Here is a 25,057-nt window from a genome sequence, read left to right as displayed (position 1 = left end):
CGTGTGATTCAGGGCATTCCTCTTTAGTCTTTTGGACTTTCAAGGCCTGTCATCCATCCTCACGTCTCACGTCTCATTTCTCACGTCTCGTTTTTACATCCATCCACTGTTTAGTTTTCAAAGACCTATTATATAAGCCGTTTGGGGCTGATATAATCTTTTTTTTCGCCGGCGCCTTTTTGGCGGCGACAATAACTATCTTATCTTTTTCTAGCGCTCCGGTCAACCGGTAATTTGTGGTTCCGTTACCTGCTAGATATGACAACAACGTTTATTAAGTTACCATACCGGGTCATCTTTTGTCAAGCACCCTGGCGCAAAATATTACAAGTTTTAATTTTCTTTATATTCTGTGTTAACAGCCTGGAATATTATTCACCATTTTCCGCAAAAGAAAAATAAACTTTTTATTTTAACAAACCGCTGCTCAAAATGCCGCCCGGCACACTGACAAAGGTACTTGGTACATTGCCGACAATTATACTGTCAACCAGGGGCACCTGCATCCCGACCACAGCTTCGCCTCCCTTGGAAGGGATGACTACCCGGACATTGGTGTCAAAATTTAAATAGATCGAATGGCGCGTTTGGTTTATCCCGGCAGTTTCAAATTTATCAACCACGTTAACCCTGACTGACCCGACAGGCAAAATGATGTAATTAATCTTGGGCCCAAGGTTGGCGAAAAAGGGAATTCCCAGGATCTGCCCTGCAGGTATGCCGAATGACTGCCACCTCAAATCCTCCAGGGCTTTCTGTACCGCCAGGGTGGTGTCGGAAGCAAACTTATTCACCCTCACTGTATTAGCCTGCATCAGCACGATATGCCCGTCGCTGTCTTTGTGAATTAGTATAAAGTCCTGGTATTGAATATTTTCGTCTGCCACCTCTTGCTGTAAGGCTTTATTTGCCGCCTCAGTAGCAATTTGCACTGCCCTGGTTTCGGCGATATTGAAAAAGGTGTCCCTCAGGGCCAGGTCAGCCATCAATACAGCACCGATTACTATTATATTTATGAAAGCGATACTAAAAACAGTTTTTCTTTTTCGCCTTCTTTTGAACAAATCTGTCACCTCCTTTAATAACCCAGGCAGTTTTGATATACCCCCGTAAAACATACCCGTTTATAATTTATGTCACGGCTTGAAAAATGATAGCAACCCAAACAAAAAAAGCGCCTGAGCGCTTGAGATTGCAGACAAAATCTCTATGGTATCGATTCGTTGGCCGTAAGTCGTGGGATTCTGGTATTCCCAATGGTCTTTTTAGGCTCTTAAGACATGTCAGTTATTCACACGTCTCTTTGGACCGTGCCGAGGGGGACCGTTCTTTTTAAGAGGATTTTTCTCTCGATCGTGTCATGAGGACAGTTCTGTTGACACGCTTTTATCTCAAGATTTAATATTGGAAATCGTGTCAACAAAACCGTCCCCAAGACACGCTCGGCGGACCGTCCCTGAACACGCTAACGCTTCAGCAATGGAGCAGCAGGTTTAACTCCTTGGGCTTCAAGTATTTTAATCATCCTTGTTATATAACTATTTTAAAAAATTTCCTTTTGCCCACCTGTATGATCATACCTGCGGATGGTTTTATATTAATGTTGGGGTCGTCAACTCTTATTCCGTCAACCTTTACCGCACCCTGCTGGATTAAACGCCTGGCCTCGCTGGTGCTGCTGACGCTGCCGGCGGCCACCATCAGCTTCGGCAGCCACACAGTGTCCAGCATGTCACCGGCAGGCTTGAATTCAGGGATTTCATCCGGCAGGTCTTTTTGCTGAAACATCCTTATAAACTCTTCTTCGGCAGCCCTGGCCTGTCCGCTGTCATGGTACTGTGTCACTATTTCCCTGGCCAGCCTCATCTTGACGTCTCTCGGGTGCAGGTCACCGCTTTTAAGGCCTTTATCAATAGAGCGAAGCTCTTCCAGAGACACTGCCGTGACCAGCTCAAAATACCTGACCATCATGTCGTCCGGCAGGGACATGGTTTTGCCGTACATCTCACGCGGCGGTTCGTCGATGCCGATATAGTTTCCGAGGCTCTTGCTCATCTTATGGACCCCGTCCAGACCTTCCAGTATGGGCATCGTAATGGCTATTTGTGGTTCATAGCCGTACTCTTTTTGCAGTGTGCGGCCCATTAAAAGGTTGAACTTTTGATCCGTGCCGCCTATCTCAACATCAGCCTTCAGCTCAACTGAATCATATCCCTGCATCAGCGGGTAGAACAACTCGTGGATGCTGATTGGAAGGCCTTCTTTGTAGCGCTTGGCGAAATCATCACGTTCCATTATCCTGGCTAAAGTGTACTTGGCGGCGAGTTCAATTACCTGGGTAAAATTCAGCGGGGCCAGCCACTGGCTGTTAAATACCACTCTGGTTTTTGCACGATCCAGGATTTTAAAAATCTGCCTCTCGTAAGTCCTGGCATTTTCCAGCACCTGTTCTTCTGTAAGCTGTTTTCGCGTTTCCGACTTGCCGGTGGGATCGCCAATCCTTGCAGTGAAGTCGCCGAGGATCAGTATGACCTGGTGTCCAAGGTCCTGGAACTGTCTCAGTTTTTGCAGAACTACCGTATGGCCGAGGTGGATGTCCGGAGCGGTAGGGTCAAGCCCGAGCTTGATCGTGAGCGGCCGGCCTTCCTTAATAGAAGACTTTAGCTTGTCCGTCAACTCCGCCTCCGGAATAATTTCAATTGTGCCCCTTTTTATAATCTCCAATTGCTTATCTAAATCGACCAAAACAATACTCCTTTCGCAAAAAAGCCCGTCTGTAAAAATCTCATTAATTATACCAGTATTTTACCTGCTAAATCAACAGCCATCAGCCCAGGAAGCCATTTTTGGCCAGTTCTCTGTTTGAAAACGGGCGGATAATATTATATAATACAACAGTGTATATGAATATATATTTCTAATTTTTAACGGGGGTATCAGAGTGAACAACCTGAAGGCTTGGCTTTTAATGGGCTTTCTCTCAGTATTGCTCGTGCTGATCGGAAACGCTATAGGCGGCAGTTCTGGCGCTATGCTGTTCTTCATCATTGCCCTGTTTATGAACCTCATCAGCTATTATTTCAGCGATTCGATAGCAATTAAAATGACACGCTCCTACCCGGTTTCAGAAAATGAAGCACCAGAACTTTACGAAATTGTCAGGCGCCTTTCCCAGCAGGCGCGCATTCCCATGCCGCGCATCTTTATCACGCCGTCAGATCAGCCAAACGCATTCGCCACCGGGCGGGGTCCTTCACACTCTGCCGTGGCGGTGACTGAGGGGATTATGCGACTACTGAACCGCACTGAACTGGAAGGAGTGCTGGCACACGAGCTGGCACACGTTAAAAACCGGGACGTGCTGATCGGGACTATAGCAGCCGCCCTGGCCGGGGCTATTACAATGATAGCCAATATGCTTCAGTGGGGTTTGATGTTCGGCGGTTTAAGCGGTGACGATGAAGAAGGCGGCGGCATCATAGGGCTTGCCGGCACACTGCTGATGATAATATTAGCCCCTATCGCGGCCATGCTGGTCCAGATGGCAATATCACGCTCAAGAGAATTTGAGGCCGACGCGGACGGGGCCCGTATTGCAGGACGTGCGGAAGGCCTGTCCGGCGCCCTGTTAAAGATGGAACGGGGAGCGCAACAGATCCCAATGCAAGTCAATCCGGCGACTTCCCACCTGTTTATTGTGAATCCTCTTTCCGGCCAATCACTGGCACGGCTTTTCAGCACCCACCCGCCCATAGAGGAAAGGGTCAGGCGGCTTGAAGAAATGAGAATTTAGATAATAATCCCGGGGCTATCCCCCGGGATTAATTAATTTAGCACAGGCAATAATTAAAACAATCTGACAGGATTAACAGGATTTAAATCGATTAACTGGATTAAATAAGATTTTCACCTTACATAAGGGCAAAAGATTATTAAAATTAATTAATAATTTATATTTCTTTGGAAATCCTGTAAATCCTAATAATCCTGTAAATCCTGTCAATTTGTTTACACTTGTTTTTTCTCTATCCAGCTGACAAAGAGCGATATTATATTCATTACGTCAAGAAAGGCGCCCGTATAAAGGATCTCCCTGCCGCCGTTCCTCCGCACGCCCGGGACAAGGCTGAGCGCTTCCGCATATCCGGGCCAGGTCACTCCCAGCCGCATCTCCACAGGCTCAGCGACACAAAACGGTTTGAAATCACCCTTTAGTCCCCTGCAGGCGGCAATTCTTGCCGCTTCGGTTATCTTTGCCGCGGATATGACAGGATGAATATTAAGCGCTGCGGTGCTGCCTACAGCTTCCTTTACTACCACCGTCTCCAGGCCTGGCAGAAAGGAATTAATCTCATCCACAAAAGCACGGTCTCCCGAGGCCATTCCTACAGGGACTCCGAAATGCCCGGCGCAGGCGGCGCTTATATAGGACTCTCCAGCATCGACGCCGTTTAATATCAAGTCCGTTATCCACATATTCATGGTATGGGGTAAAACCGCACCAGATGTTCCGCCCCGGGCATGAAAGCCTATTAGAAAAACAAGGTCGCATTCCTGCACGGTGTCCATCCACATCAACCTTCTTTTTGTTCCGCTTATCAATGACGCATTCCCCGCCAGTTTGCCGTGATAAATATTTTGCTTTCTCATATGGATATCCGAAACCACTATATCTGTGGCACCCCCGGCCAGCGCTCCCTCTATAGCCGCGTTAACCTCAGCGGTCATCTCCTCCCTGCGCAGGTCGTTTTCCGGCTGCTTTTCGGGCCAGTCCACGTAACCACAGGTACCCTCTATGTCGGCGGCAATAAAAACTTTGAACATAAAAAATCCCCCCCATAAAGGAATATATTTTTTGTTTTTGAAAAAATACGCATCTATAAATATCAATAAATGCCCTAAAGCCAGTTTTTATTTTTGCTGGGGTATTTATTAATAATGGAAGGGAATTAGGTCTGCTATGCTTCAGAGAAAAAAAAACCCGTGGCGGCTTATGCCTCCACGGGTTTTAAATGCTTTATTTAAGCTACGAGATTTTGACTCCGTTAAATGACAGCTTCAGGCCGGCTGCCGCCATCTTGCGGCGGACAAAGGCCAGGTTGTCCTGCAGCGGAATTTCCTTCGGGCAGAGGTCGGCGCAAGCCATGAGGCCTACGCAGCCAAACGCTCCGTCTTCGTTGCCGACCACGTCAAAGTACTCGGCATCCGAGCGCTCATCCCGCGGGTCAATAAGGAAGCGGTACACCCTGTTGATCCCTGTAGCACCCAGGAAGTCTTCACGGATGTTGGCAGTTACGCAGGCAGCTACACAGCAGCCGCACTCAATGCACTGCTCAGGATCGTAAATCGCCTCAGCAGTTTTGTTATCCAGCCTGATTTCAAGAGCGTTGAAATCAAACTTCTTGTTGGTGTGGACCCAGGCTTCTGTCCTCACCTGTAAATCCCTGTACCAGGTGCCTGTATCGACCGCAAGGTCACCGATCAGTTTAAATACCGGCAGCGGCATCACTGTAAACTTGCTCGGCAGCAACCTGGTCATGGTCTTGCATGCCAGCCTGGGCCTGCCGTTGATCAGCATGGCGCAGGAGCCGCAGATTGCCGCCCGGCAGACGAAGTCAAACATTAATGTGGGGTCAAGCTTTTCGCGAATATCATTAAGCGCCACAAATAAGGTCATACCTTCGTATTCTTCAATTTGATAATCCTGCATCCTGGGCTTGTCACCGGGGATGTTAGGGTTATAGCGAAAACAAGATATAGTTAACTGGCGTCCCATACTCTTCTTCACCCTCCTCCTTATACTACGTTATTTTCCCTTGGGTCCCGCGCTCGCTTCGCCGTATCCGCGGTCGCCCGGAGGCAGTATCGGACATGGTACAGGCTCATAGTCAAGCGTGGGCAGGTCGGCCCCTTCTTTCCAGTAAGCCAGTGTACGCTTGAGCCAGTTCACGTCGTCCCGCTTCGGATAGTCTTCCCGGAAGTGGCTGCCGCGGCTCTCGGTACGCATTAACGCGCCATATGCAACACAGAGCGCTGTGCGGACCTGTCCCGGCATCTTGATCGCAAGGGCCAGTTCCGGATTGGCGCCCTGGCCGGAGGAACGGAGGCCGATCTTCAGTGAACGCCTGTAAAGTTCTTGCAGCTTCGCCACGCCCTGCTCCAGGGCTTTACCAGTCCGGAAAATGTGGACATGGTCCATCATGGCTGTCCCCATAGCGGCTCTGATATCGTACACGTTTTCCCTGCCGTTTTTGCCGGAAATGAGGTTTTTAATCTTTTCTTCTTCTATCTTGACGAAGTCTTCAACCAGTTTCATGTTGAAGTTGCGAGTCTCGCCAAGTGTGTACTTGGCGACTTGCTTGCCGCAAATATAGCCGGCGGTGACAGTCTCAGCCAGCGAGTTGCCGCCAAGGCGGTTGAATCCGTGCAGGTCCCAGCAGGCCGCTTCGCCCATGGCAAACAGCCCTTTGAGTCCGTACGCGGCGCCGTCCTTGTTGGTGCGGATGCCGCCCATGGTGTAGTGCTGGGTCGGGATAACCGGCACCAGTTCCTTGGCCGGGTCAATTCCGTTGAAGTTGGTGGCGATAGTGGCGATCTCACGCAAGTTTTTCCAGACCCACTGGCGGCCCAGGTGGCGGATGTCCAGCCACAGGTGCTGCTGGGTGGAATATTTGCTGTCTACGCCGTAGCCGGCCCGGATATGCTGGACCATGCGGCGGGAAACAACGTCACGGGAGGCAAGTTCCTTCTTCTTGGGCTCGTAGTCGGGCATAAACCTGTGCATGTTCTTGTCCAGCAGGTAGCCGCCGTCACCACGGGCGCCCTCAGTCATCAGGATATATACCGGGGGCATCCCAGTCGGGTGGAACTGAATCGCTTCCATGTTGCCGAGGGGTACGAGGCCGGTGTTGAGGGCGATAGCCCCCCCGGTTCCTTCGCAGATGACGGCGTTGGTAGAAGCAGCGTAAATACGTCCCGCGCCGCCGGTGCCGATAATGGTTGATTTAGCCAGGTAAACATTCAGTTCGCCGTTACGCAGGTCCCTGGCCACGCAGCCATAGCATGTTTCTCCGTCGTGAATAAGAGAAATAGCTTCCATCCTGTCATGTACGGGGATCCCCAACTTGCAGACCACGGTGTCCACCACAAACACTACTGTATGGCCAGTGCCGTCTGAAGTATAGCAACAGCGCCACTTGGCCGTGCCGCCGAAGTCACGGGCGGTGATTAAACCTTCCTTTTCCTTGGGGTCTTCGGTTTCAATGCCGCTGGCGTATTTCTTTTTGCCGGCGGTAACCCGGTTCCAGGGCACGCCCCAGTAATCGAGCTGTCTAATCATCGAAGGAACAGTTTCACAGAACATCTTGGCGACTTCCTGGTCGCAGCCCCAGTCCGAACCCTTCACAGTATCTGCAAAGTGGGTCTCAGGGTTGTCGCCTTTGCCCATCGCGATGTTCCCAAGGGAAGCCTGCATACCGCCCTGGGCAGCAGTACTGTGGGAACGGCGCGGTGGTACCAAGCTTAGGATAATAACACTTAAGCCGGCTTGGGCAGCCTCAATAGCTGAACGGTTGGCAGCCAAGCCAGCGCCGATAACTAAAACATCACATACATGGGTATTTTTTGCGCTCAATGTATGGCACCTCCAATCGCCGGATTAGCAGCTATCTTAGTAAAGGTATATAAGGAAATAAAACCAAGAGCAACGATTATTACGGTGATACCTTTAAGAACATAACCCATGGTGTGGCGCTCCCACCAGCCCCACTTGACCAGGATGCGATAGAGGCCGAAACCGCCGTGATATTCTCCTGCAATCAGGAATACCACGTAAAATAGAATATAGAATGGGAAAGCAAAGCCGCCCCAGGTAATATCTGCAGGGCCGCTGGAAGCTACACGCGCGGCGCTTGTTGCCGCCCTGAGCGGCCATGCGCCTAATATTGTCCACAGGTGTATGCTGGCCATAATGCCTACCATCAGCGCGGTGACAACCTGACCAACCCATACCCAAGTGTCAAAGTGACCCATCAATTTTGCCATCCGGTAGGTTATCCTCAAATCGCGAAGGCGGAGCGGCGCCCTGCGCCCTGCAAGGAATATGTGGATAACAATAATCAGGATGGTCGCGGGTATACCAAGCTGTGCGAGGTAATATTTATCCAGGCCTTCAGATAAGGTATCAAATAGAGCTGGACTAACAATAATGGTGGATACAAAAAGCATGTGCATCCATAAGAAACCTATAAGTATTACTCCACTGATTGACTGAGCGAGGTCGACATACAGGTCAGTCTTGCCGTATGACCTGTTTAAAGTCACCTGCAAATTCTTCGCTAGTTCCATATTATTCTCCTTTCCCTAAGGGACTTTTAAAGACCTAAAACCCCCTTACACCGGGCCAATGAAATGCAACAACACTCTTCTCAATAAAACTAAACAACACACTTTTTAATAAAACTAAACTCTAAACCAAACACTCAACTCTACCAACACGACATGCGCAAAAACCTAAACTTCCACTTTCCCTCCTTTCGGCAAGGCCGGTGTCCTTCCTGTTTTAAATGTAATGTTCCGGGCTTACCAAAAAATAAGCTATCTCCTCAAGATAGCAGTTAAATAGTTTTTACTTTCACATCCCCTCCTTCAAAAAAAATAAGTAAAACAGATCTTATCTTTAATGCAAAAGAGATAATAAACCAGAGAGCTTACTGCAAGCAGCGCTTATTACCCCCCAGGCTATTATTAATATCATAAGGAAAACTTATAAGTATATACCTTGTTTGTAGATTTTCGACGTTGCTTCGGAAAATCCTTTTTTAAGTAATAATTTAAAACAAGTTTTTATAAAAAATTTTCTTGTTAATCAAATTAAAATGTTTGAAAAAAATCCTATTTACTGGCTTTTTCCAATAATATAATTTACTGACATGCCTATGGAATTATTACAACTTATGTGATATATTAATAATTTGATATTGGATACAATGTATTCAAAATTACTTCATCAATCGATAAGGAGTGTTAAAAAAGTGATATTTACATGCGAAACCTGTGGAAAAGAAGTTACCGTGGAGGAAGGAACACTGTCCTGGGTGGACGAGGGTAAATCCCTGCGAGATTTCAGAATAACCCACAAAACCGACCAAAACCACACATGCGATCCCCGTCATGTGGGATATATTCACCTCTGGATAGTGACGGGAGTGACTGGATTCACAAAATTTGTCGGGGTGCTGGCAGATTACTGGGAAAAGGGTTATAGCCTTGATGACCCCAGGGGACTGAAAAAAGCAATAGACCAAATAGGGGTCGCCATCTGGGAAAAGTCCAGGAAAGAACCTTCGTAAACTGATCAAATAATACTGCAAAATTAATTTTCCTGTTGAAACCGCACAAAAAAGGTCGTGCCTGTTTTTCCGGTTTCTACTTTTATTTTGGCCCGGTGCCTTGCCGCTATGCTGTAACAAACAGCCAGCCCGAGGCCTGTGCCCTTATCTTTGGTGGTAAAAAAAGGGGTGCCCAATTTTTCAATTATATCGTCTGCTATACCGTTTCCCTGGTCCTTGACTGCCAGTATGATTTCGCCGTTATCAGCGTAAGTGCTGATTGACAGCTCGCCGCCCGTGGGCATCGCCTCGAAACCATTCCGCACAAGGTTCAAAACGAGCTGGCGAATTTCTTTTTCATCAACCAGGATATCCGGCACTTCAGCCAAATCAATATTTATGTTGACCTGGCTTACACTGGCGTCAGAGCTGATTAAAGGCTTGATCGCTTCTATAATGCTGTTAATATTATTCAATTTTAATTCTATAGCCTTGTCTTTGGCCAGTGAAAGGAATTCTGTAATTATGGTATTTGCCCGGTCCAGTTCATCTATCATCAGGCCGAAAAATTCCCTGTACTGCAGGCAGTTATCCTTTCCTGACAACAGCTGCAGAAAACCTCTCACAGTAGTCAGCGGGTTCCTTATTTCGTGACCGATCCCGGCCGCCATCTGTCCAATCAGGTTTAAACGGTCTAAACGGTACATTTCCTTTTCGAACTGCTTCCGCTCGCCTATATCACGAAAGTAAAAAGAAACACCTTCCTTCGAAGGGTTTACATCTACCTCAACCCATTTGTTACAGCCCGGGCAGTACATCTCAAAATTTTCGGATGCCTGGTTCAGGAAGGCCCGGTGAAAGTATTTATACAACGGCGAGTAAATAACCTCGGGAAATTCGTCCCAAATAGACTTCCCAAGAAGTTCTCCCTTCTTTCTTGACCAGAACTTCTCTGCTTCCGCGTTCAGATAAATGAACCGCCATCTTTTATCAATGATAAATAAGCCGTCTGTAATATTCTCCAGGACATAAGTGATTTTTTTATTTAATGTGCGGACATCCCTGTCTGACTGCCTGCGGTCAACAGCCCTCCTTTCCCCGGGCTGCTCTATCTCGTGCGCTAACTCCTGAAAAATGATGGCGTCAATTGTCAGCTGCTCAGCTTTTTCTATCAATCTTACCATTTTTATCCACCAATCAACAAATTTTTATTGGTGTTATTCGTTCAATAAGGGATCAAAAATTACCTTCAGATAATTTGTCGAATTTTAACATATTTAATATTTTTTTAAATATTCCGCTGCTTATATCAATACGACCATTTTAGTATTTAACCAAGCTGCTGGTAAGCAGAAAAGGAAAAGGCCGGATTAATCCGGCCCCAGGTTGCAGACAAAGTCTCCATGGTGTTGAATCCGCTTGGCTCCAGCCCTCCGATTGTTATGTATGTCAGTGCTGGCAAAGCGACTCCTCGTCGTACTCACAAAGAAAGTCCTCTAATATTCCCTTAACTTCACTATACAGATCGCTTTGGCCTTTAACGCTGACATCATGCAAACCGTTTGGGGTATTTAAAGATTTTACATCACAGTTATTTTTTTTAGAGTCCATTATGAGTATTAAATCCAAAACATCCTCTTTGGCCAGCGGCACATGCTGAAATTTATCATACAGTATTTTTAAAAATAAATTTTTTACATCAAAACAAGCTTTTTGCTTACCTTTGGTGTACATTACAATAACTTCGTCGTCTGTATACGAAGGCTCAAGATACTTGCCAATTTTATAATCCATAAATCTTATAATATTACTCAGGTCCTTATTGTCCATGTTATCCCTTCTTTTGCGCTGCCATAAGTATTTTATTTGCATTATTATATGTATGTTTTATCTTAATTGATACACGGTTTGGCAAAATATTGGAATTCTATAGCCATACTTAAATAGACAACAATAATGGCGGGTAATTGCTAAAAAAATAAATGGCTGTGTCCCTTTAAGGAACATGCCATTTTGGTTTTTGCCTTATGCCTGTGCCTATCCGCTTTATTTGCCGTCCAGCATCAGCCGGTTTTTATAATTCCAGGCCAGGACCGCTTCCGCAAATTTCACCATTTTACTGGTCATATTACCGCCAACGTTACCGTTGGCCCTGGAAGGCAACTCGCCCTTGTCGATATTTTCATAATCAGGCATGCCAAGCTCGGCGGCCATCTCGTTTCTAAACTCTTCCAAAGCAGGTGATACATATGGCTCCAGATCTTTTGGAATCATACCGGTAGATATATTTTTAATCAAATCGGGAGCGTCATTTGTTATTACAGTCAAATCCTTGATCAACTGGCAGCCTCCTTTACTAAAACATTTTATTTTTATTCTCTCAATCATGAAACATTATTATGTTAGCAATATTTATATCAACTGATAACAACAATCAAAACTGGGTACTTAATATGAAAAGATATGCTATTTTATTGATCTTTGCTGCTCTTGCGCTTACACTCCCTGCCGCATTTATAAAACTCCAGTCGCCCCAGGGCAAGTTTATCTTTATTAAACCCCTTTATAATGACGGTGCTCTGGCGGTTTACAGCCAACAAGGCCAGTACATTCTAGTAAATAAAAGGACAAATGAACAGCTTGCCGTGCCGGCCGGCGGCGACAGCGTACCGGCAGAGATAACGGCGATAAAAAACAAGCCGGCGGAGGAACTTCCCCTGTATGGTGTAAGCATTTTAAACGGCATTAAAATATTAAGCGGCAGGAGAATTTATATTGCGGACACTCAGCCCGAATTGACGCTCCTAGCCTCCTATCCGGCGCCTGAAGCAGGCGGCGACAGCATTATAGTAGATAAAAATACAAACACGCTTTATTTTTATAAAAGCAGTGAACTCTACAAAAGCTACCGGGTTGCCACCGGGAGGGAGTCCCATTTCACTCCTGTGGGCAATTTTATAATTATGAACAAAATTGGCGGTGAGGACCTGGATGAAGCTTTTGGAACCAGGTGGATGGGGCTTGGCGTACCCTTTGAAAATGACAAAAGGGCGGAAACTGACCACAGGGCTCCCAAAGGCTTGAAATACGGAATTCACGGCACGGACGAACCCGGCTCAATAGGAAGCCATGCCTCAGGGGGCTGTATCAGGATGAACAACCAGGACATCGGCGAGCTCCAACCGCTTGTTAAAGTAGGGACCAGGGTGGATATTGTGGAAGATATTCATAAAAAAACATAAAAGGCGGTTTTAATTGCCGCCTTCTATTATGCCCTACCACTGTAGATATAAATATTAATTTGCCCCAGCCTGTTTTTCAGCAAGCACGGCATCTATTAACCCGCGCGCCTCAACAACGGCCACAGCCAGCCCTTTAGCCCTGCCGCTCCCGTCTTTTTCTCCCTGCAGGCTGCCAAATATGACGCCAACAACCTGCCCGCTCATATTATACACCGGGCTGCCGCTGTTACCCGGGTAGATGGGGGCGTCAATACTGAAAATCTTACCCTGTCTGTCCCTAATTTTCAAATACTGCTCAACTTTTCCCTCGACCAGGATATTATTCAGCTCCAGCGGGTTTCCCACCACCCTGATTTTATCCCCCGGGGCCGGCAGCCTAGAAAAATCAACAGGCGCCACCGGAAGGTTTTCCGACTGCAGGGCGATTACCGCCAGGTCCGCTTCCGGCCGGCTGGACCAGCGGTCAGCCCGGCAGACCTTTCCGTCCGGGAACGTTATAGACATATTCAAAGCGTCCTCGATCACGTGGTGATTTGTTATTATCACCCCGCCGGGGTCAATATTAAAACCTGTTCCCAGCTTTTTCTCCACCGAGACAGTACCCTGCCGGCGTGTTATCACGTCAATTTTTACAACCGCCGCAGTGAGTTGGGGATCAACGTTTTTCTTTAGTTGAAACGAGTTTTTTACCAGGTCGCCCAGAGACAACCTGTCACCGGGGAACGCAGTCACAACAGCCAGGCCGAGGACGGCCAGGGCGGTCATAAAAGCCACCAGGCGTATCCACAGCGGGCGGCGGGCCGGTTTTTCCTCATATTCATCCTGCCCGTCGTCATAGTTTTGCGCCAATTCCGGAGAATCCGCTGCCTTAAGGTCTTCATCATTAAATCCACTATCATCCGGCGCTATAATAACATCACCACACTAATTTATCTTGAATAACGTACGATAGATATCCCCTTCTTCCAGGATATTGGTGTTTTTATTATATTAATATATCTTATCACATCTACAGTGTATCAGGTGCGGTATTCCAGGCTCTCATTGAAGATTTGGTCCGCAAAACAGGAAAATCCAATATATTTTTAAGAATTTTGGTTTGGATGTATAATAGGGGGAAAGATACCAATTGCAAGGTGGCTAGGTATGGACAAAAATATAAAACTATTCTGGACCCCGCGCATACTGGCAATCTTATATATTTTATTCCTGTCGCTTTTCGCGCTGGACGCATTCACTGGTGAGGGCCCGTTTTACCGGGAACTGCTCGGCTTTGTGTTTCACCTGCTGCCGTCGTTCATCCTGCTCATAACCCTGGCAGCCTCCTGGAAATATCCGGTGCATAGCGGCATAGCGTTTATTTTTTTCAGCCTGCTCTTCACCCTGAGCTTTAACACTTATGAAAACATCCTGACGCTTTTGATCATTTCCCTGCCCATAACGCTTATCGGCATTCTCCTCATTATTTCCCATATAAAAAGGAGCAAGCATCCGATATGAGTGAACGGAGCCAGGAAGAACCAACCTTAAAAAAAGATGAGGCCACAGGCAGCCCGCGGATTAAGAAAATTGGGCTCTTGTTGGTCATACTCTCTTGTGTTTTATACGCTGGCCTTATACTTGTGCCATTTACCCCTTATACGACTGGCACAAAAGCTGCGATTTCATCCGCGCTCGTTGTATCAGGGGAAGCTTCGTTCTGGCTGGGCGCCCTGATACTCGGGAAAGAGATAGTAACAAAGTACAGAAGTTATCTTAATCCCGTCAGGTGGTTTAAGAAGCGCGACAGCTAACCTTAAGCGTTTAGAGTGAGCCTTTGTTTTCAGCATTTTTTAAGGTTTTTGGCAGTCGTAAAACACTTGACACTTTTCCAAATAACTGCAATAATACTTCTTAAGACAAGTTTATTAACTGCAAGGGGAGTAGCCACCGGGCAGTCCGCCCGGGACAGAGATCGTCAGTACGGTTGTAAAAACCCGGTCTCTGAGACTTTTAATGTCATGGCAAGACCTTCGTATTTTCAAGGGAAAATGCGGAGGTCTTTTATTTTTGGGTACCCCGTGCAAGTTATAAACATGAGAAATAGTGTCCTAAATAAATGCGGGGTGATTGAGTGCAGCACTGGGCTGGTTAAGGTCAACTTTATAAATATGGGGAGGGTTAAAAATATGAACAATTTTAAAGTATGGTTGTTAATGGGTATACTTTCAGTAATCCTGGTCCTTATCGGCGGCGCGGTGGGAGGAAGCAACGGGGCAGCCCTGTTCTTCCTGATTTCACTGGGCATGAACTTTTTCAGCTACTATTACAGCGACAAGATTGCCATTAAGATGACCGGGTCCCGGCCGGTCTCAAAAGAAGAGGCCCCGGAGTTATATAACATTATAGAGAGGCTGACAGAAAGGGCAGGCCTGCCCATGCCCCGCCTCTATATCACTCCTTCACCGCAGCCAAATGCCTTTGCCACCGGAAGAAATCCTGAGCATTCAGCTGTGGCCGTTACCGAAGGGCTGCTAAAAATATTAGACCGCAGTGAGCTGGAAGGCGTGCTGTCCCATGAACTGGCCCACATAAAAAACCGGGACGTCCTGGTGGGTACCGTCGCCGCCGCGTTTGCCGGCGCGATTACAATGATCGCCAATATCATCCAGTGGGGGGCTATCTTAGGGATGGGACGAGATGACGAAGAAGGAGGCGGCAGCTTTCTGGGATCGATCCTGATGGCCTTTATTGCGCCGATCGCCGCCATGCTTATCCAAATGGCTATCTCCCGCTCGCGTGAATACCAGGCGGACGATACCGGGGCGCGCATTGCCGGCAGTCCGGGCGGGCTTTCCAACGCGCTCCAGAAACTGGAGTACGCCGCGGGGCGTATACCTATGCAGCTTAACCCGGCAGCGTCACACCTCTTCATCGTCAACCCGCTGTCCGGAGAATCCATAGCCAGGCTTTTCAGCACCCACCCACCTGTCAGCGAAAGGGTTAAACGGCTTGGCGAAATAAAGATTTAATCAGTAAACAAATCAATAACAAAAAAATAGAAAGAGGTGTCGTAGAATGAAAAACTGTCCGGTTTGTTCCACATTTATGGATGAGGTATCTAAAACGGGGATCCTGATTGATGTATGCCCGAAATGCAGGGGCGTCTGGCTTGACCGGGGCGAATTAGAGCTGCTGCTCGAGCGGATGAAAGAACATCAGCGGGAATATGACGAGTATTATGAAAGCTCCTATCACGGAGAGCCCAAGAGTGATCACTATGATAAGCATCATTATGATAAGCACAATTACAAGTATGGTCAACACAAGAAAAAGAACCTGTTTAAAACACTGTCAGACATTTTCGATTAATAGCAGGGCGGTACCCGGTACCTAAGTTATTGAGTTTTTTAGAAAAGGGCCGAGGCATTTTTGCCTCGGCCCTTTCCCACATTGCAAATTACATTTAATTAATGATCTACAATTAAATGGAAGCATGAACCACTGTTGACAATCATTGACTATTATGTTATTGTATTTACATATAGAGGGCATTTCGCTTCCCCGCGAGATGCCTCGTGTATTATATCGTGAATTACCATTTAATGTTTTATTGAGGGGTGGTACTTACGTCAAAAAAAATTACATTATCGAAACCTGTGTTTGAAAACTTATTACTGCACATGGTAAACCTGGAGCACGATAAAAACAAGCTGGTTGACGAATACTTTCCCGGGCAAACAAAAGAACGCAACAGGTTTAGGGACTTATTAGACAACTATATAGCTAAAATAGATATATTAATCACAAATAATTTATGTATAGGTGAGAATTCGGACAACTCCTTGCCATTTGTCGTCATCGGCAGCGACATCGAAGTCATCGACATGAAAACAAACGACGTTTTTAATTACCGGATGGTTACACCTTACAACAACAAGGAAGCCCACGACGTATCAATTTTTTCGCCGGTGGGAAAATCGATGCTGCTGAAAAAGGTGGGCGATGAAGTAACGATAAATACGCCGGGAGGCAAATTAAAGTATAAAATACAATCCATAAAGATGCCTTTAAGCCAGCCGTCGTAAATAATTTTAGTACGGCAACTCAGGTACATGGTACCTGAGTTAAATAATATACAGGCAGGTACGATGAGACCTGCTTTTTTTATTTATAAAGCCGTAATACTAAAACCGTCAAATAAACGCAACCTTAAATCAAATAATTTCATTGGCGTCTTCCCTCTTTTTATCATCCTGCTTAAGGATAATACCGGGCAATACCAATGCTGCCGTATCCTTACTGAATGAAACCAGATCACCCTTCTTCCCTTTAAGCAGCCAATTCGTGGTTATGTGCTCTAGCACTCCTAAAATCATATGACGGATAAGATAGGGACTGATGTCATTCCTGATTTCTCCTTGCTGCTGGCCTTCCTTAATTAGTATAAGTATCTCGGTAGTACCGTCACTGAGCCCACGGTAATGTTCTGTATTGAAGAAATTTTTATTAACCCTCAACTCCATAAGCAAAAGCTCAGTGTAAACGGGATTATTCTCAAAGTAATAGAGGTAGAACCAGATAAACTTCCGTATTTTCTCAGCAGAGCTGTAAAGGCCATCCAATTGCAGCCTGAGCTGTTCATTGAAATGTTCCGATGTCTTTTGGGGTATGCTGAAGTAAAGATCTTCTTTGTTATTAAAATATTCATAGACTGTGCCCACCGCAACGCCTGCCCGCTCTGCTATCTCAGAAATAGTGACATCTTTAAAATTTTTGTTGTCAAAAATCTCTAAAGCAGCTTTCATGATCAAGTCGCTTTTATTTATCTTGTTACGCATATAAACTACCCAATCTTTTTAATTTTTAACGTTCAGTGTCTTTTTCAGCCGGCTCCCGCTGATTACCCAGGATTACTCTGGCATCCAGCGCTGCCACCCGGTCTGAACAGGCCAGTATGGGGTTTAAATCTATTTCCGAGATGGCCGGGTTCGCCAGCATCAATTCAGATAAACCGGCAAGGCAATCAATCAGTAATTCTAAATTTAACGCTGCGGTACCCCTGGCCCCGGCGAATATTTTGCTTACTTTTGTTTCTTCTATCATTGTCTTTATTTCTTCCCTGCTCAAGGGTGGAATTCTTAAGGAAATGTCATCTAATATCTCCGTAAAGACTCCCCCCGCGCCAAAAGCCAACACCGGTCCAAATGTTGAATCCCTCTTACTTCCCAGCAGCAGCTCTATCCCCCCGGTCAGGTGCTCCTGGATAATCACCCCGTCCAGGCGGGCGACAGGTTGTTTTTGTTCTATTTCAGTGTGCATGGCCGTAAAGGCCTTTTCAAGCTCCCGGGCGTTTTGGATGTTGAGCCGCACCCCGCCCACATCCGATTTATGAACGATATCAGGACTCAAAATTTTCATGGTCACCGGGTAGCCGATCTGAGCGGCCAGAACTGAGGCCTCCTCAAGGTTCCGCGCCTGACCCCAGCGGGCGGTGGCAATGCCGTAGGCTTCCATTAATCTAAAAGCGTCGGCTTGAGACAGATTTCCTGTCTTGCCGGCAAGAATCCCGGCGGCCTCGCTTTGCCCCGGATGCGCAGGCAGTATTACCGGCCCGCGCTCTTTATTCTTGATCAGATGGTGATATTTATACAGCCCTGCGAGCGCCCTGGCGGCGCGGTCAACTGAAAAATAATACACTACCGTGTTGTCTTTTTCTAATTCTTCTTCATAGTAGCGGTAGTAATTGCCCCAGGAGGAAACGACCACTGGCTTTTCCGGGTACCTCCCGGCTATTTCCCTGATGATCCCGGTGATGTCCAAAAAGTCTTCTTCCGGAGCCAGGAATGATCCAGTCATGCATATTACCGCGTCTATCTCCGGGTCTTCCATATAGGCTTCCAGAGCTTGGCGGAAGCAATAATGGTAGCCGTGAAACATACTGGCCGGCCAAATATCCATCGGGTTAGCGCAATGCCCCCACTTGGGAAACAACCTATCGAGCCGCTCAATGGTAGCCTGGCTGAATTTGGCAATTTCCAGGCCGAAGCGGGTACAGGCATCCACAGCCCATACACCGGCGCCGCCGGAGATCGAAATCAATCCGATCCGGTTTCCCTTAATCCCGCTGAAAGTGCAGAACATTTTATTCAGGTCGCCGATTTCCTCAATGTCCACCGCCCTTAGCAAGCCACACTGCTTAAATGCGGCGTCAAACACCCGGTCCTCCCCGGCCAGGGAGCCTGTATGCGAACTCACCGCCAGTAAGCCGGCGGGGCTGACTCCCGTCTTATATATAATAACCGGTTTTAGCGCCACAGCGTCTCTGGCCGCCTCTATAAACCTGGTCCCGTCGCGCAGGCTCTCCATATGGATATTGATAACTTTCAGGCGGGGATCCCGTGCCAGGTAGCCAATCACATCGGTGACACTGATATCGGTGGTGTTTCCCGTATCGACGATGATTCCGATACCGGTACATAATTGAGAGGCGCCTAAGAAAAAAGTGCCGGTTTGGCAGGTTATCCCGATGGGTTTGACAGGGTTGACAAAATCCATGAACGAAGTGCAGAAATGATGATAGTTGTTTACAATACCGAGGGTGTTAGGCCCCAGCATACGGATATTGTTTTTAGCAGCCTGTTCAAATAGTTCCTGCTGCATTAATTTGCCCTGCTCATCTCCGTCAAGAAAGCCCTGGGCGATGATGATCACAACTGTGACCCCTTTGGCGGCGCAATGGCCGAAAAGCTCGACCACCGCGTCACGCGGCGCGCAAATTACCGCAAGGTCGGGTATTTCCGGTACGTCCAAAAGGGTGGTGTAGACACGCATGCCCAAGATTTCTCCCCCTTTTGGGTTGACCGGGTATATCCGCCCCTGGTAGCCCTGTTTAAGCAATACTTCCAGCGGGCTGTTGCTGCCCAGGCCAGTCCGGCTGGTCACTCCAACCAGCGCGACTGACGATGGTTCAGTTAACTTTTTGTAAACGCTTTCCGGCAGCATATGAAATCCTCCTTACTGTCAAAACTCATAAACTGAATAACGTTCAAAATTCAGAAGGTTTTTTTAAATGATTTGCATGATATGATTTATCGCACTTTATATATTCAATATTACAAGGTCTCATACAGAGTGAACTATATTCAGTTTTCATAGTATCACGGCTATAAAACGTTGGCAAGGCTCGAAATTTTTCGAAGCTCCAATACCATCAATGCCAAAAACATTTGCGTTTCATGGCTGGTGGACTACAGCTAAAAATGCAAATAAAAAACGGCCAATCCCTTTAACGGGAAGACCGTCATTTTCGCTTATGGAGGCGACACCCGGATTTGAACCGGGGAATGGAGGATTTGCAGTCCTCTGCCTTACCACTTGGCTATGTCGCCACATAAAATGGAGCGGAAGACGGGATTCGAACCCGCGACCCTCGCCTTGGCAAGGCGATGCTCTACCACTGAGCCACTTCCGCATATTGATATTGTACTATATTAAATTATTTTGTCAAGGACAGCGCTGACAGTTCGTGCGAACCGCGCCCTTTAAAACCTCGCGAAATATAGATTAGCACAACTGGGTGCACCCTGTCAACCTCGATTTACTGGCAGTATTATTTATTCCCCGCCTTACCAAATATGGATGTCTGAAACACACCCGTCCCTGTCATCTTTTAAATCGAAAAAACAATAGCCCCGTAGATACCCACTATTAGAGTGGCAATCCAACCCGCTTTGGGTTTTTTGGTTTTCACGGAAAAAAACAGTCCCGCCAGGGAGGCTATAATCACGATAATTGATATAATCAGACGCCAATCCATAAAAAACACTCCTCTCCAAACCTCAAAATATATTTCGATAAATGTTAACATATCCCTCTTTTCAAATATACAATACAATCTATCCTCTTTTTTTGATAATTCCAAAAAAAGGGTGCTGGTTTTGTTTGTCGAATAAACAAGAAAAAACTAGTTGGAGTGGTATTTACGTCCGGCTTCAATGACAGGCAGAAGTGGGTTGACATAGCAAAAGGGCTGGGCATTATCGCAGTAGCCGCGGGGCACTCCGGAAGCGGAGCCGCTTATTACCTGTACTGGTTTCACATGCCCCTTTTCTTTATCATCAGCGGTTATTTATTCAAACCTCTGAAAGACTGGCTTTCGGTTTTTAACTGGTCGCTCAGGCGCACCTGCCAGCTTCTTTTACCGTATATATCCTTCCTGGCAATTATAGTCGTTGTAGAATTTTACCTGGGCAACAGGGCCTTTGACTACAAGAAAATTGCCGACAGTTTCACTTTTAATCTATACCCCGGCGGGAGATTTATCGGCGGTTTCTATGTTACTTTCTGGTTTATAACATGCCTTTACATAACCCAGATTGTTTTTGCTGTCATCCACAAGACATTCAAGTCCAGCGGCGTTTGTTTGATGATAATAGGGGCTTTCTACCTGTTGGCTCACTATGAGTCAGCAATTGCTGAAACCAGGCAGATAATTGTCCCATGGGATATAGACGTGGCCATGCTGACACTTACCTATTATGCTTTTGGATTTTTTGCCAGGGATGTTATAAAGCGCTTAAATAATATATTGTCTGCGGCTTCAATAACCTTTACCGCGGTGCTGACATTTTTAAGCGTACTGGAGTTATTCAGTTACTCCATAAACGTTAAATACGGCACCTGCAGTAACCTGATATTAGATCTGATTGTGCCGGTCACCATATCAGTGGCGCTGTTTGCCGTAAGCCAAAAATGCTCCTCTTCTAGAGCGTCGGACATCCTGGTGACACTGGGCAAATATTCCCTGCCGATAATGTATCTGCACCTGCCTGTAAATATCATTCTGCATAATTATTATAATATTATCTTCGGGCCCTTCTATTTTGTTCTGATCGGGCTGGCTGTTCCAACAGTTCTGGGCATCTTATTCGAGCGTTTTTGGCTGACGAACCTGCTGCTGATGGGATGCTTGAGTCCGCTGCCTGTTCCTGAAAGGATTTTCAGCTGGCGGGAGAGCCGCGGCGCCCAGCCGGCTGCGATAAAAACAAAATAAGGCCAGAGACCTGGCCTCAGACACCATAGATACTTTGTCTGCATTTTTTATCAATCCCTGCGGCGCCTGACAGCTCCAAGGGCAAGGACGCAGGCTAACAACCACACGCCGCCGGCCGCAAACCCGGCGATAACATCGCTGGGGAAGTGGACTCCAAGGTATACCCGGCTGATCCCGATAGCCACAACCAAAACAAATGTTAATACCATCACATACCAGGAGGGTTTGCTGCTCCGCCTCAGGTTTATCCATATCAAATAGCCAAGCATCCCGTAGAAAGCTGTCGCAATCATGGCGTGGCCGCTGGGGAAACTGTAACCCCCCGCCGAAACCAGGTGCTGAATATCCGGGCGGGTACGGTGAAAAGCTTCCTTTAGCACGGTGTTCAAAAGCCAGCCCCCCGCCAGGCTGGCTGCCAGCATCGATGTTTCCCAAACCTGTTTCAGATTATATAACAGGTAGCCGCCCGTGATAAGGAATAAACCAATTTCAAAAGTGGCAGACCCCATATTTGTTATAAAAACAGCCAGGTGGTCCAAGCTGTCGCAGGCAGGGCTGCGGATAAAACCGCCGACCAGCGCGTCAAATTCACCCAGTTCCTGTCCGATTAAATCCCTGGCCAGCTTTGCGAATAATGCCAGGAGCAGCGACCCGGCTATTATCCCCCAGGTCAGGTTGGCCCCCAGTATGTCCAGTGAAGTGCGCAAAAAGGGGCTCCTGTGCTCTGACTTTTTTATATTTATACCCCCACTTTTTCCTTATTTATTAATATAATCCTCTCTGACGGGCGCAAACACCTCTACAGCCACAGAGTCTTCAATGATATCGGCACCGTGCTCCGTGCCGCCTGGAATAACCCAGCTGTCGCCGGGTCCAGCCTCATATTCATCCCCGCCAATATTCAGTTTTATTTTACCTGATACGAGATAGCCGGTCTGCTCCTCCGGATGTTTGTGGAAAGGCAGGAATCTCCCTTTCTTCAGCAGGAATTCAGTCATTAAAGTATTATCCCCGTGGACAACAGTTTTTCTCTGGATTCCGTCAAGGACTGTAATATATCCATGGCTGCTTTGTTTAGAAAACAAGCTCACTACCTCCTCTTTTAGCCGACACAAAGGATGATTCTCCAAAAAAAAGAAAAACCCTCCCCAAGAAGCGCTGTGTTTAAAAGCCGTTCAGTATACTGGGAACATCATGGGGGAATAATTAATTCAAATTTCAGTTTGCAGGAGGCGGTTATTTTGCCTGGTTTTTTTGACCAATATATCGGTTTTTCCATAGCGGCGCTGTTTTTTGTGCTGGCTGTGTCAGCAGTCCTGTTGTTATACTATTTCCTGGCGAGAAGGAGGTTTGGCGGCACAATCAAGGCGGGCGGCAGATCAGACATAAAGGGTCCGGGGGATGAATAACCACCACCCTTCCCGCCTGGAATTAAAATTCTTACCTAAAAGAAACCTTTTTCTTTGGCCATCATAGCGCCTTTAAAAATAGCGTCATCATCGTTTTTAGCTTCATACTGTATAACCTGAGCAGTCCTGGCTGAGCCGGCGGCAAAAAGCAACCCGTATAAGTTAGCTCCAGCGCTGTATTTTACGATATCCAGATATTCCGTAATAGCCGCTATTACTTTATATTCCTGCAAAGATATCACTTCCTTATAAAATATTTCACAGCACTACCAAATATTATAGCTGATTGCCGGGGACAGATAAATAGACGCCCATGGTTTCCCTGAGCGCCTGAATACACCTGCAGACATTTATGGGGCTTAACGCTGTGCTTTATGCTCCGGGCCGACAGCCGGCGGAGAAAGCAGCCAGTTCTTTTTCTTTTGTATTTCTATTATATCCCTTAAGCCCTGCAGATCTTCGCTGAAAATATCCCACAGCAGGTCCATCGCATCACTTCTCACAGAATCCATTATCGCTTCAAAGTCCAAAAACAATACCGTCCTGAGATGTTCCCTCATGTTCACGGCTATATCGTAATCTTTTAGAAAATACAAGTCACCGGTGTCTCTGACGTTTAAATCCAAACTTGTCCGGCCAAACATACTGGGTATTTCAAATTCTTCTTCGTGCAGCATAAGGTTGATTTTTTTTATATGTGGAATAACAGTTTTCTTAGCCGCTGACTCCAATGCTTTTTTTAGTTCCGCATCAACAACCTGGGACAAGTAGATCTCATACAGGTTGAGTTTGATGAGTTTATCTCTGGCTATGCTCCACAAGCCACATGCCTCACCCCAGTTTAATCTTTCTCTGGCATTTATGTTCTGCGTCCCCACACCCGGGGACGACATCAGCCAGTTCTTTCTCGTTTGAAGATCTATCAGCTGCCTAAATCCGATGAAATCGTCCCTGAATACCTTAAACGCAAGGTCCATTACATCACTTCTGACAGCGCTCTCTATAGCCCGAAATGTAATGAACAGGGATAACCTGATAACCTCTCTTAATGATACGGCAATTTCATGGTCTTTAAAGAAATTCTTCTCCCCGGTGTTTTTACCGATGTTCTCCAGTGATGACCTGCCGAGCATGCTTGGCACATCCAGCCCTTCTTCATGCAGCAGCTTGACGATCATCTTAATATGAGGCACCGCGTTTTTCGTGGTGCCCAACTCAACGAGCATTTTAAGTTCTTTATCCTGAGCCTGGTCAATATAGACCTCCAGGGTGGAAAGCCCGATCAGTTTATTCCTGGCTATCGCCCATAAGCCGTTTGCCTCGGCCCAATTAAGTTTATTACGGTCTTTCGGTAAGATGTTAACATATTGCAAAAGGTCCATTACGGCTCCCCGCTTTCAGATTGCGAATATTACATATAATTTGCTGAAAAGACATCGATTTATTCATTAGCGGGTTTGCTGCTATTGGATAAATATGATTTAGTTCGGCAGAATCGGGGACATATTATCATCTTACCTGCTGGCTGTCCTTTTTAAGCAAAGCGAAGGTGGTTATGATATACAGCAGGACCACAAACCCGAACAGTGCCCACCAGTGGCCGGTAAAACTGCCGGATAACTCCGGCAGGGGCTTCAAAGCAGCCCCCTTCTCGTTTATCCTGCAAATGCCGCCGCCAACCAGTTCATAACCCCATTTGCTGACAGCCAGGTAAAAAACTTTTTGAAATAATTCGGGCTTAACCTCGTTCATGGGTATTATGGCGCCGGACAGTATAATCTGAGGAATCAATAACAGCTGGACCGCGCTCAATGCCTTGTCCATATTGGTAGCTACCGCCGAAACCGTCCTCCACCACGGCAGTGCCGCCAGGCAGGAGCCTCACTACGGCATGGACCCGTGATACTTTAGGGTCGGACAGGACGAGGCTGCAGGATGAGGCGTCCCTTCCTATGTATATGGTCCCGGTCTCCAGACCGGCTTTTTGCCCCTGGTCCGGGCCAAGGGTGACTACCAGGCAGGCCATTTCTTTTTCCACCTTTA

30 protein-coding genes and 2 tRNA genes are annotated in these 25,057 nt (G+C 46.9%); 10 read left to right on the top strand and 22 right to left on the bottom strand.

Translation table 11 applies throughout. The annotated features are described in order from the left end of the window. Positions 1-407: 407 nt before the first annotated feature. Both yunB and tyrS read right to left on the bottom strand, forming a co-directional pair. Entirely contained in the window at positions 408-1,073 is a 666-nt protein-coding gene (yunB, locus tag ACOBQJ_RS05155) for a sporulation protein YunB (RefSeq protein WP_421070660.1), read from the bottom strand. Positions 1,074-1,530: 457 nt separating this feature from the next. Beyond that, positions 1,531-2,745, bottom strand: coding sequence for a tyrosine--tRNA ligase (tyrS, locus tag ACOBQJ_RS05150; RefSeq protein WP_421070659.1), 1,215 nt, complete (start codon positions 2,743-2,745; stop codon positions 1,531-1,533). 196 nt (positions 2,746-2,941) lie between these two features. On the opposite strand from tyrS, the gene ACOBQJ_RS05145 reads away from it, so the two are divergent. Continuing rightward, positions 2,942-3,793, top strand: a complete 852-nt coding sequence (locus ACOBQJ_RS05145) for a zinc metalloprotease HtpX (RefSeq protein ID WP_421070658.1) — start codon at positions 2,942-2,944, stop codon at positions 3,791-3,793. Between the two features lie 215 nt (positions 3,794-4,008). Here ACOBQJ_RS05145 and ACOBQJ_RS05140 read toward each other — a convergent pair whose 3' ends face one another. From ACOBQJ_RS05140 to ACOBQJ_RS05125, 4 genes are all read right to left on the bottom strand, one after another. Further along, on the bottom strand, positions 4,009-4,824 hold the full coding sequence (locus tag ACOBQJ_RS05140; RefSeq protein WP_421070657.1) for a M55 family metallopeptidase: 816 nt from the start codon (positions 4,822-4,824) through the stop codon (positions 4,009-4,011). Between the two features lie 202 nt (positions 4,825-5,026). Beyond that, complete coding sequence (locus ACOBQJ_RS05135; protein ID WP_421070656.1) at positions 5,027-5,776, bottom strand: fumarate reductase iron-sulfur subunit; 750 nt, start codon at positions 5,774-5,776, stop codon at positions 5,027-5,029. A gap of 30 nt (positions 5,777-5,806) precedes the next feature. After that, the gene (locus tag ACOBQJ_RS05130; RefSeq protein ID WP_421070655.1) at positions 5,807-7,633 is read right to left on the bottom strand and encodes a fumarate reductase flavoprotein subunit; all 1,827 of its coding nucleotides are present in this window, start codon (positions 7,631-7,633) and stop codon (positions 5,807-5,809) included. After that, positions 7,630-8,346: a succinate dehydrogenase gene (locus ACOBQJ_RS05125; RefSeq protein WP_421070654.1), complete on the bottom strand. Its 717-nt coding sequence runs from the start codon at positions 8,344-8,346 to the stop codon at positions 7,630-7,632. Before ACOBQJ_RS05125 ends, ACOBQJ_RS05130 begins: the two co-directional genes overlap by 4 nt. Positions 8,347-9,032: 686 nt before the next feature. Between ACOBQJ_RS05125 and ACOBQJ_RS05120 the strand changes: the two genes are divergently transcribed. Continuing rightward, positions 9,033-9,350, top strand: a complete 318-nt coding sequence (locus tag ACOBQJ_RS05120) for a hypothetical protein (RefSeq protein WP_421070653.1) — start codon at positions 9,033-9,035, stop codon at positions 9,348-9,350. Positions 9,351-9,373: 23 nt separating this feature from the next. Here ACOBQJ_RS05120 and ACOBQJ_RS05115 read toward each other — a convergent pair whose 3' ends face one another. The 4 genes from ACOBQJ_RS05115 to ACOBQJ_RS05100 all read right to left on the bottom strand — a co-directional run bounded on the left by ACOBQJ_RS05115 (position 9,374) and on the right by ACOBQJ_RS05100 (position 11,603). Next, on the bottom strand, positions 9,374-10,513 hold the full coding sequence (locus ACOBQJ_RS05115; RefSeq protein ID WP_421070652.1) for a two-component system sensor histidine kinase NtrB: 1,140 nt from the start codon (positions 10,511-10,513) through the stop codon (positions 9,374-9,376). Positions 10,514-10,659: 146 nt separating this feature from the next. Next, positions 10,660-10,791, bottom strand: a complete 132-nt coding sequence (locus ACOBQJ_RS05110) for a hypothetical protein (RefSeq protein ID WP_421070651.1) — start codon at positions 10,789-10,791, stop codon at positions 10,660-10,662. Further along, positions 10,779-11,159, bottom strand: a complete 381-nt coding sequence (locus tag ACOBQJ_RS05105) for a hypothetical protein (RefSeq protein ID WP_421070650.1) — start codon at positions 11,157-11,159, stop codon at positions 10,779-10,781. Before ACOBQJ_RS05105 ends, ACOBQJ_RS05110 begins: the two co-directional genes overlap by 13 nt. Positions 11,160-11,375: 216 nt before the next feature. Continuing rightward, positions 11,376-11,603: a small, acid-soluble spore protein, alpha/beta type gene (locus ACOBQJ_RS05100; protein ID WP_421070668.1), complete on the bottom strand. Its 228-nt coding sequence runs from the start codon at positions 11,601-11,603 to the stop codon at positions 11,376-11,378. A 179-nt stretch (positions 11,604-11,782) separates the two neighbouring features. Between ACOBQJ_RS05100 and ACOBQJ_RS05095 the strand changes: the two genes are divergently transcribed. After that, a complete protein-coding gene (locus ACOBQJ_RS05095; protein WP_421070649.1) occupies positions 11,783-12,571 on the top strand; it encodes a L,D-transpeptidase in 789 nt (262 codons plus the stop codon). A 54-nt stretch (positions 12,572-12,625) separates the two neighbouring features. Here ACOBQJ_RS05095 and ACOBQJ_RS05090 read toward each other — a convergent pair whose 3' ends face one another. Next, positions 12,626-13,420 (bottom strand): S1C family serine protease, encoded by a 795-nt coding sequence (locus tag ACOBQJ_RS05090; protein WP_421070648.1) that lies wholly within the window; start codon positions 13,418-13,420, stop codon positions 12,626-12,628. Positions 13,421-13,717: 297 nt separating this feature from the next. Between ACOBQJ_RS05090 and ACOBQJ_RS05085 the strand changes: the two genes are divergently transcribed. The 5 genes from ACOBQJ_RS05085 to ACOBQJ_RS05065 all read left to right on the top strand — a co-directional run bounded on the left by ACOBQJ_RS05085 (position 13,718) and on the right by ACOBQJ_RS05065 (position 16,638). Then, the gene (locus ACOBQJ_RS05085; protein WP_421070647.1) at positions 13,718-14,071 is read left to right on the top strand and encodes a DUF7670 domain-containing protein; all 354 of its coding nucleotides are present in this window, start codon (positions 13,718-13,720) and stop codon (positions 14,069-14,071) included. Continuing rightward, the gene (locus tag ACOBQJ_RS05080; protein WP_421070646.1) at positions 14,068-14,364 is read left to right on the top strand and encodes a transporter suffix domain-containing protein; all 297 of its coding nucleotides are present in this window, start codon (positions 14,068-14,070) and stop codon (positions 14,362-14,364) included. The genes ACOBQJ_RS05085 and ACOBQJ_RS05080 overlap by 4 nt, the downstream gene beginning before the upstream one ends. 375 nt (positions 14,365-14,739) lie before the next feature. Continuing rightward, complete coding sequence (locus tag ACOBQJ_RS05075) at positions 14,740-15,582, top strand: zinc metalloprotease HtpX (protein WP_421070645.1); 843 nt, start codon at positions 14,740-14,742, stop codon at positions 15,580-15,582. A gap of 46 nt (positions 15,583-15,628) precedes the next feature. After that, positions 15,629-15,922, top strand: a complete 294-nt coding sequence (locus tag ACOBQJ_RS05070) for a zf-TFIIB domain-containing protein (protein ID WP_421070644.1) — start codon at positions 15,629-15,631, stop codon at positions 15,920-15,922. Positions 15,923-16,209: 287 nt separating this feature from the next. After that, on the top strand, positions 16,210-16,638 hold the full coding sequence (locus ACOBQJ_RS05065) for a GreA/GreB family elongation factor (RefSeq protein WP_421070643.1): 429 nt from the start codon (positions 16,210-16,212) through the stop codon (positions 16,636-16,638). Between the two features lie 129 nt (positions 16,639-16,767). Here the strand turns inward: ACOBQJ_RS05065 and ACOBQJ_RS05060 are convergent, their stop codons facing one another. The 5 genes from ACOBQJ_RS05060 to ACOBQJ_RS05040 form a co-directional block, all read right to left on the bottom strand. Then, positions 16,768-17,391: a TetR/AcrR family transcriptional regulator gene (locus ACOBQJ_RS05060; protein ID WP_421070642.1), complete on the bottom strand. Its 624-nt coding sequence runs from the start codon at positions 17,389-17,391 to the stop codon at positions 16,768-16,770. A gap of 25 nt (positions 17,392-17,416) precedes the next feature. Next, positions 17,417-19,555 (bottom strand): acetate--CoA ligase family protein, encoded by a 2,139-nt coding sequence (locus ACOBQJ_RS05055; RefSeq protein WP_421070641.1) that lies wholly within the window; start codon positions 19,553-19,555, stop codon positions 17,417-17,419. 311 nt (positions 19,556-19,866) lie between these two features. After that, positions 19,867-19,941: transfer RNA gene (locus tag ACOBQJ_RS05050), tRNA-Cys, on the bottom strand. 8 nt (positions 19,942-19,949) lie between these two features. Further along, positions 19,950-20,024: transfer RNA gene (locus tag ACOBQJ_RS05045), tRNA-Gly, on the bottom strand. A gap of 198 nt (positions 20,025-20,222) precedes the next feature. Next, positions 20,223-20,369, bottom strand: coding sequence for a hypothetical protein (locus ACOBQJ_RS05040; protein WP_421070640.1), 147 nt, complete (start codon positions 20,367-20,369; stop codon positions 20,223-20,225). A 156-nt stretch (positions 20,370-20,525) separates the two neighbouring features. Here ACOBQJ_RS05040 and ACOBQJ_RS05035 point away from each other — a divergent pair, with 156 nt between their 5' ends. Next, positions 20,526-21,605, top strand: a complete 1,080-nt coding sequence (locus tag ACOBQJ_RS05035; RefSeq protein WP_421070639.1) for an acyltransferase family protein — start codon at positions 20,526-20,528, stop codon at positions 21,603-21,605. 50 nt (positions 21,606-21,655) lie between these two features. Here ACOBQJ_RS05035 and ACOBQJ_RS05030 read toward each other — a convergent pair whose 3' ends face one another. Both ACOBQJ_RS05030 and ACOBQJ_RS05025 read right to left on the bottom strand, forming a co-directional pair. After that, positions 21,656-22,312, bottom strand: a complete 657-nt coding sequence (locus ACOBQJ_RS05030; RefSeq protein ID WP_421070638.1) for a phosphatase PAP2 family protein — start codon at positions 22,310-22,312, stop codon at positions 21,656-21,658. A 51-nt stretch (positions 22,313-22,363) separates the two neighbouring features. Then, a complete protein-coding gene (locus ACOBQJ_RS05025; protein ID WP_421070637.1) occupies positions 22,364-22,690 on the bottom strand; it encodes a cupin domain-containing protein in 327 nt (108 codons plus the stop codon). Positions 22,691-22,846: 156 nt separating this feature from the next. On the opposite strand from ACOBQJ_RS05025, the gene ACOBQJ_RS05020 reads away from it, so the two are divergent. Beyond that, the gene (locus tag ACOBQJ_RS05020; protein WP_421070636.1) at positions 22,847-23,014 is read left to right on the top strand and encodes a hypothetical protein; all 168 of its coding nucleotides are present in this window, start codon (positions 22,847-22,849) and stop codon (positions 23,012-23,014) included. Between the two features lie 35 nt (positions 23,015-23,049). Here ACOBQJ_RS05020 and ACOBQJ_RS05015 read toward each other — a convergent pair whose 3' ends face one another. The 4 genes from ACOBQJ_RS05015 to ACOBQJ_RS05000 all read right to left on the bottom strand — a co-directional run bounded on the left by ACOBQJ_RS05015 (position 23,050) and on the right by ACOBQJ_RS05000 (position 25,040). After that, positions 23,050-23,247 (bottom strand): hypothetical protein, encoded by a 198-nt coding sequence (locus tag ACOBQJ_RS05015; protein ID WP_421070635.1) that lies wholly within the window; start codon positions 23,245-23,247, stop codon positions 23,050-23,052. 126 nt (positions 23,248-23,373) lie between these two features. After that, entirely contained in the window at positions 23,374-24,396 is a 1,023-nt protein-coding gene (locus tag ACOBQJ_RS05010; protein ID WP_421070634.1) for a DUF3231 family protein, read from the bottom strand. A gap of 127 nt (positions 24,397-24,523) precedes the next feature. Further along, positions 24,524-24,838: a hypothetical protein gene (locus ACOBQJ_RS05005; protein WP_421070633.1), complete on the bottom strand. Its 315-nt coding sequence runs from the start codon at positions 24,836-24,838 to the stop codon at positions 24,524-24,526. Beyond that, positions 24,753-25,040, bottom strand: coding sequence for an FHA domain-containing protein (locus ACOBQJ_RS05000; protein WP_421070632.1), 288 nt, complete (start codon positions 25,038-25,040; stop codon positions 24,753-24,755). Before ACOBQJ_RS05000 ends, ACOBQJ_RS05005 begins: the two co-directional genes overlap by 86 nt. Positions 25,041-25,057: the final 17 nt, after the last annotated feature.

It is taken from the genome of Pelotomaculum propionicicum, from assembly GCF_048984525.1.
Classification (GTDB): domain Bacteria; phylum Bacillota; class Desulfotomaculia; order Desulfotomaculales; family Pelotomaculaceae; genus Syntrophopropionicum; species Syntrophopropionicum propionicicum_A.
This window is presented reverse-complemented; position numbering and strand designations above follow the sequence as displayed.

Bases quoted from the DNA above. Each gene is read 5' to 3' on its own strand.
- ACOBQJ_RS05100 (WP_421070668.1), bottom strand. From the start codon at position 11,603: ATGATTCCAAAAGATCTGGAGCCATATGTATCACCTGCTTTGGAAGAG.
- ACOBQJ_RS05140 (WP_421070657.1), bottom strand. From the start codon at position 4,824: ATGTTCAAAGTTTTTATTGCCGCCGACATAGAGGGTACCTGTGGTTAC.
- ACOBQJ_RS05095 (WP_421070649.1), top strand. From the start codon at position 11,783: ATGAAAAGATATGCTATTTTATTGATCTTTGCTGCTCTTGCGCTTACA.
- ACOBQJ_RS05085 (WP_421070647.1), top strand. From the start codon at position 13,718: ATGGACAAAAATATAAAACTATTCTGGACCCCGCGCATACTGGCAATC.
- ACOBQJ_RS05135 (WP_421070656.1), bottom strand. From the start codon at position 5,776: ATGGGACGCCAGTTAACTATATCTTGTTTTCGCTATAACCCTAACATC.
- ACOBQJ_RS05010 (WP_421070634.1), bottom strand. From the start codon at position 24,396: ATGGACCTTTTGCAATATGTTAACATCTTACCGAAAGACCGTAATAAA.
- ACOBQJ_RS05125 (WP_421070654.1), bottom strand. From the start codon at position 8,346: ATGGAACTAGCGAAGAATTTGCAGGTGACTTTAAACAGGTCATACGGC.
- ACOBQJ_RS05070 (WP_421070644.1), top strand. From the start codon at position 15,629: ATGAAAAACTGTCCGGTTTGTTCCACATTTATGGATGAGGTATCTAAA.
- ACOBQJ_RS05075 (WP_421070645.1), top strand. From the start codon at position 14,740: ATGAACAATTTTAAAGTATGGTTGTTAATGGGTATACTTTCAGTAATC.
- ACOBQJ_RS05080 (WP_421070646.1), top strand. From the start codon at position 14,068: ATGAGTGAACGGAGCCAGGAAGAACCAACCTTAAAAAAAGATGAGGCC.
- ACOBQJ_RS05040 (WP_421070640.1), bottom strand. From the start codon at position 20,369: ATGGATTGGCGTCTGATTATATCAATTATCGTGATTATAGCCTCCCTG.
- ACOBQJ_RS05115 (WP_421070652.1), bottom strand. From the start codon at position 10,513: ATGGTAAGATTGATAGAAAAAGCTGAGCAGCTGACAATTGACGCCATC.
- ACOBQJ_RS05060 (WP_421070642.1), bottom strand. From the start codon at position 17,391: ATGCGTAACAAGATAAATAAAAGCGACTTGATCATGAAAGCTGCTTTA.
- ACOBQJ_RS05055 (WP_421070641.1), bottom strand. From the start codon at position 19,555: ATGCTGCCGGAAAGCGTTTACAAAAAGTTAACTGAACCATCGTCAGTC.
- ACOBQJ_RS05105 (WP_421070650.1), bottom strand. From the start codon at position 11,159: ATGGACAATAAGGACCTGAGTAATATTATAAGATTTATGGATTATAAA.
- ACOBQJ_RS05000 (WP_421070632.1), bottom strand. From the start codon at position 25,040: ATGGCCTGCCTGGTAGTCACCCTTGGCCCGGACCAGGGGCAAAAAGCC.
- ACOBQJ_RS05005 (WP_421070633.1), bottom strand. From the start codon at position 24,838: ATGGACAAGGCATTGAGCGCGGTCCAGCTGTTATTGATTCCTCAGATT.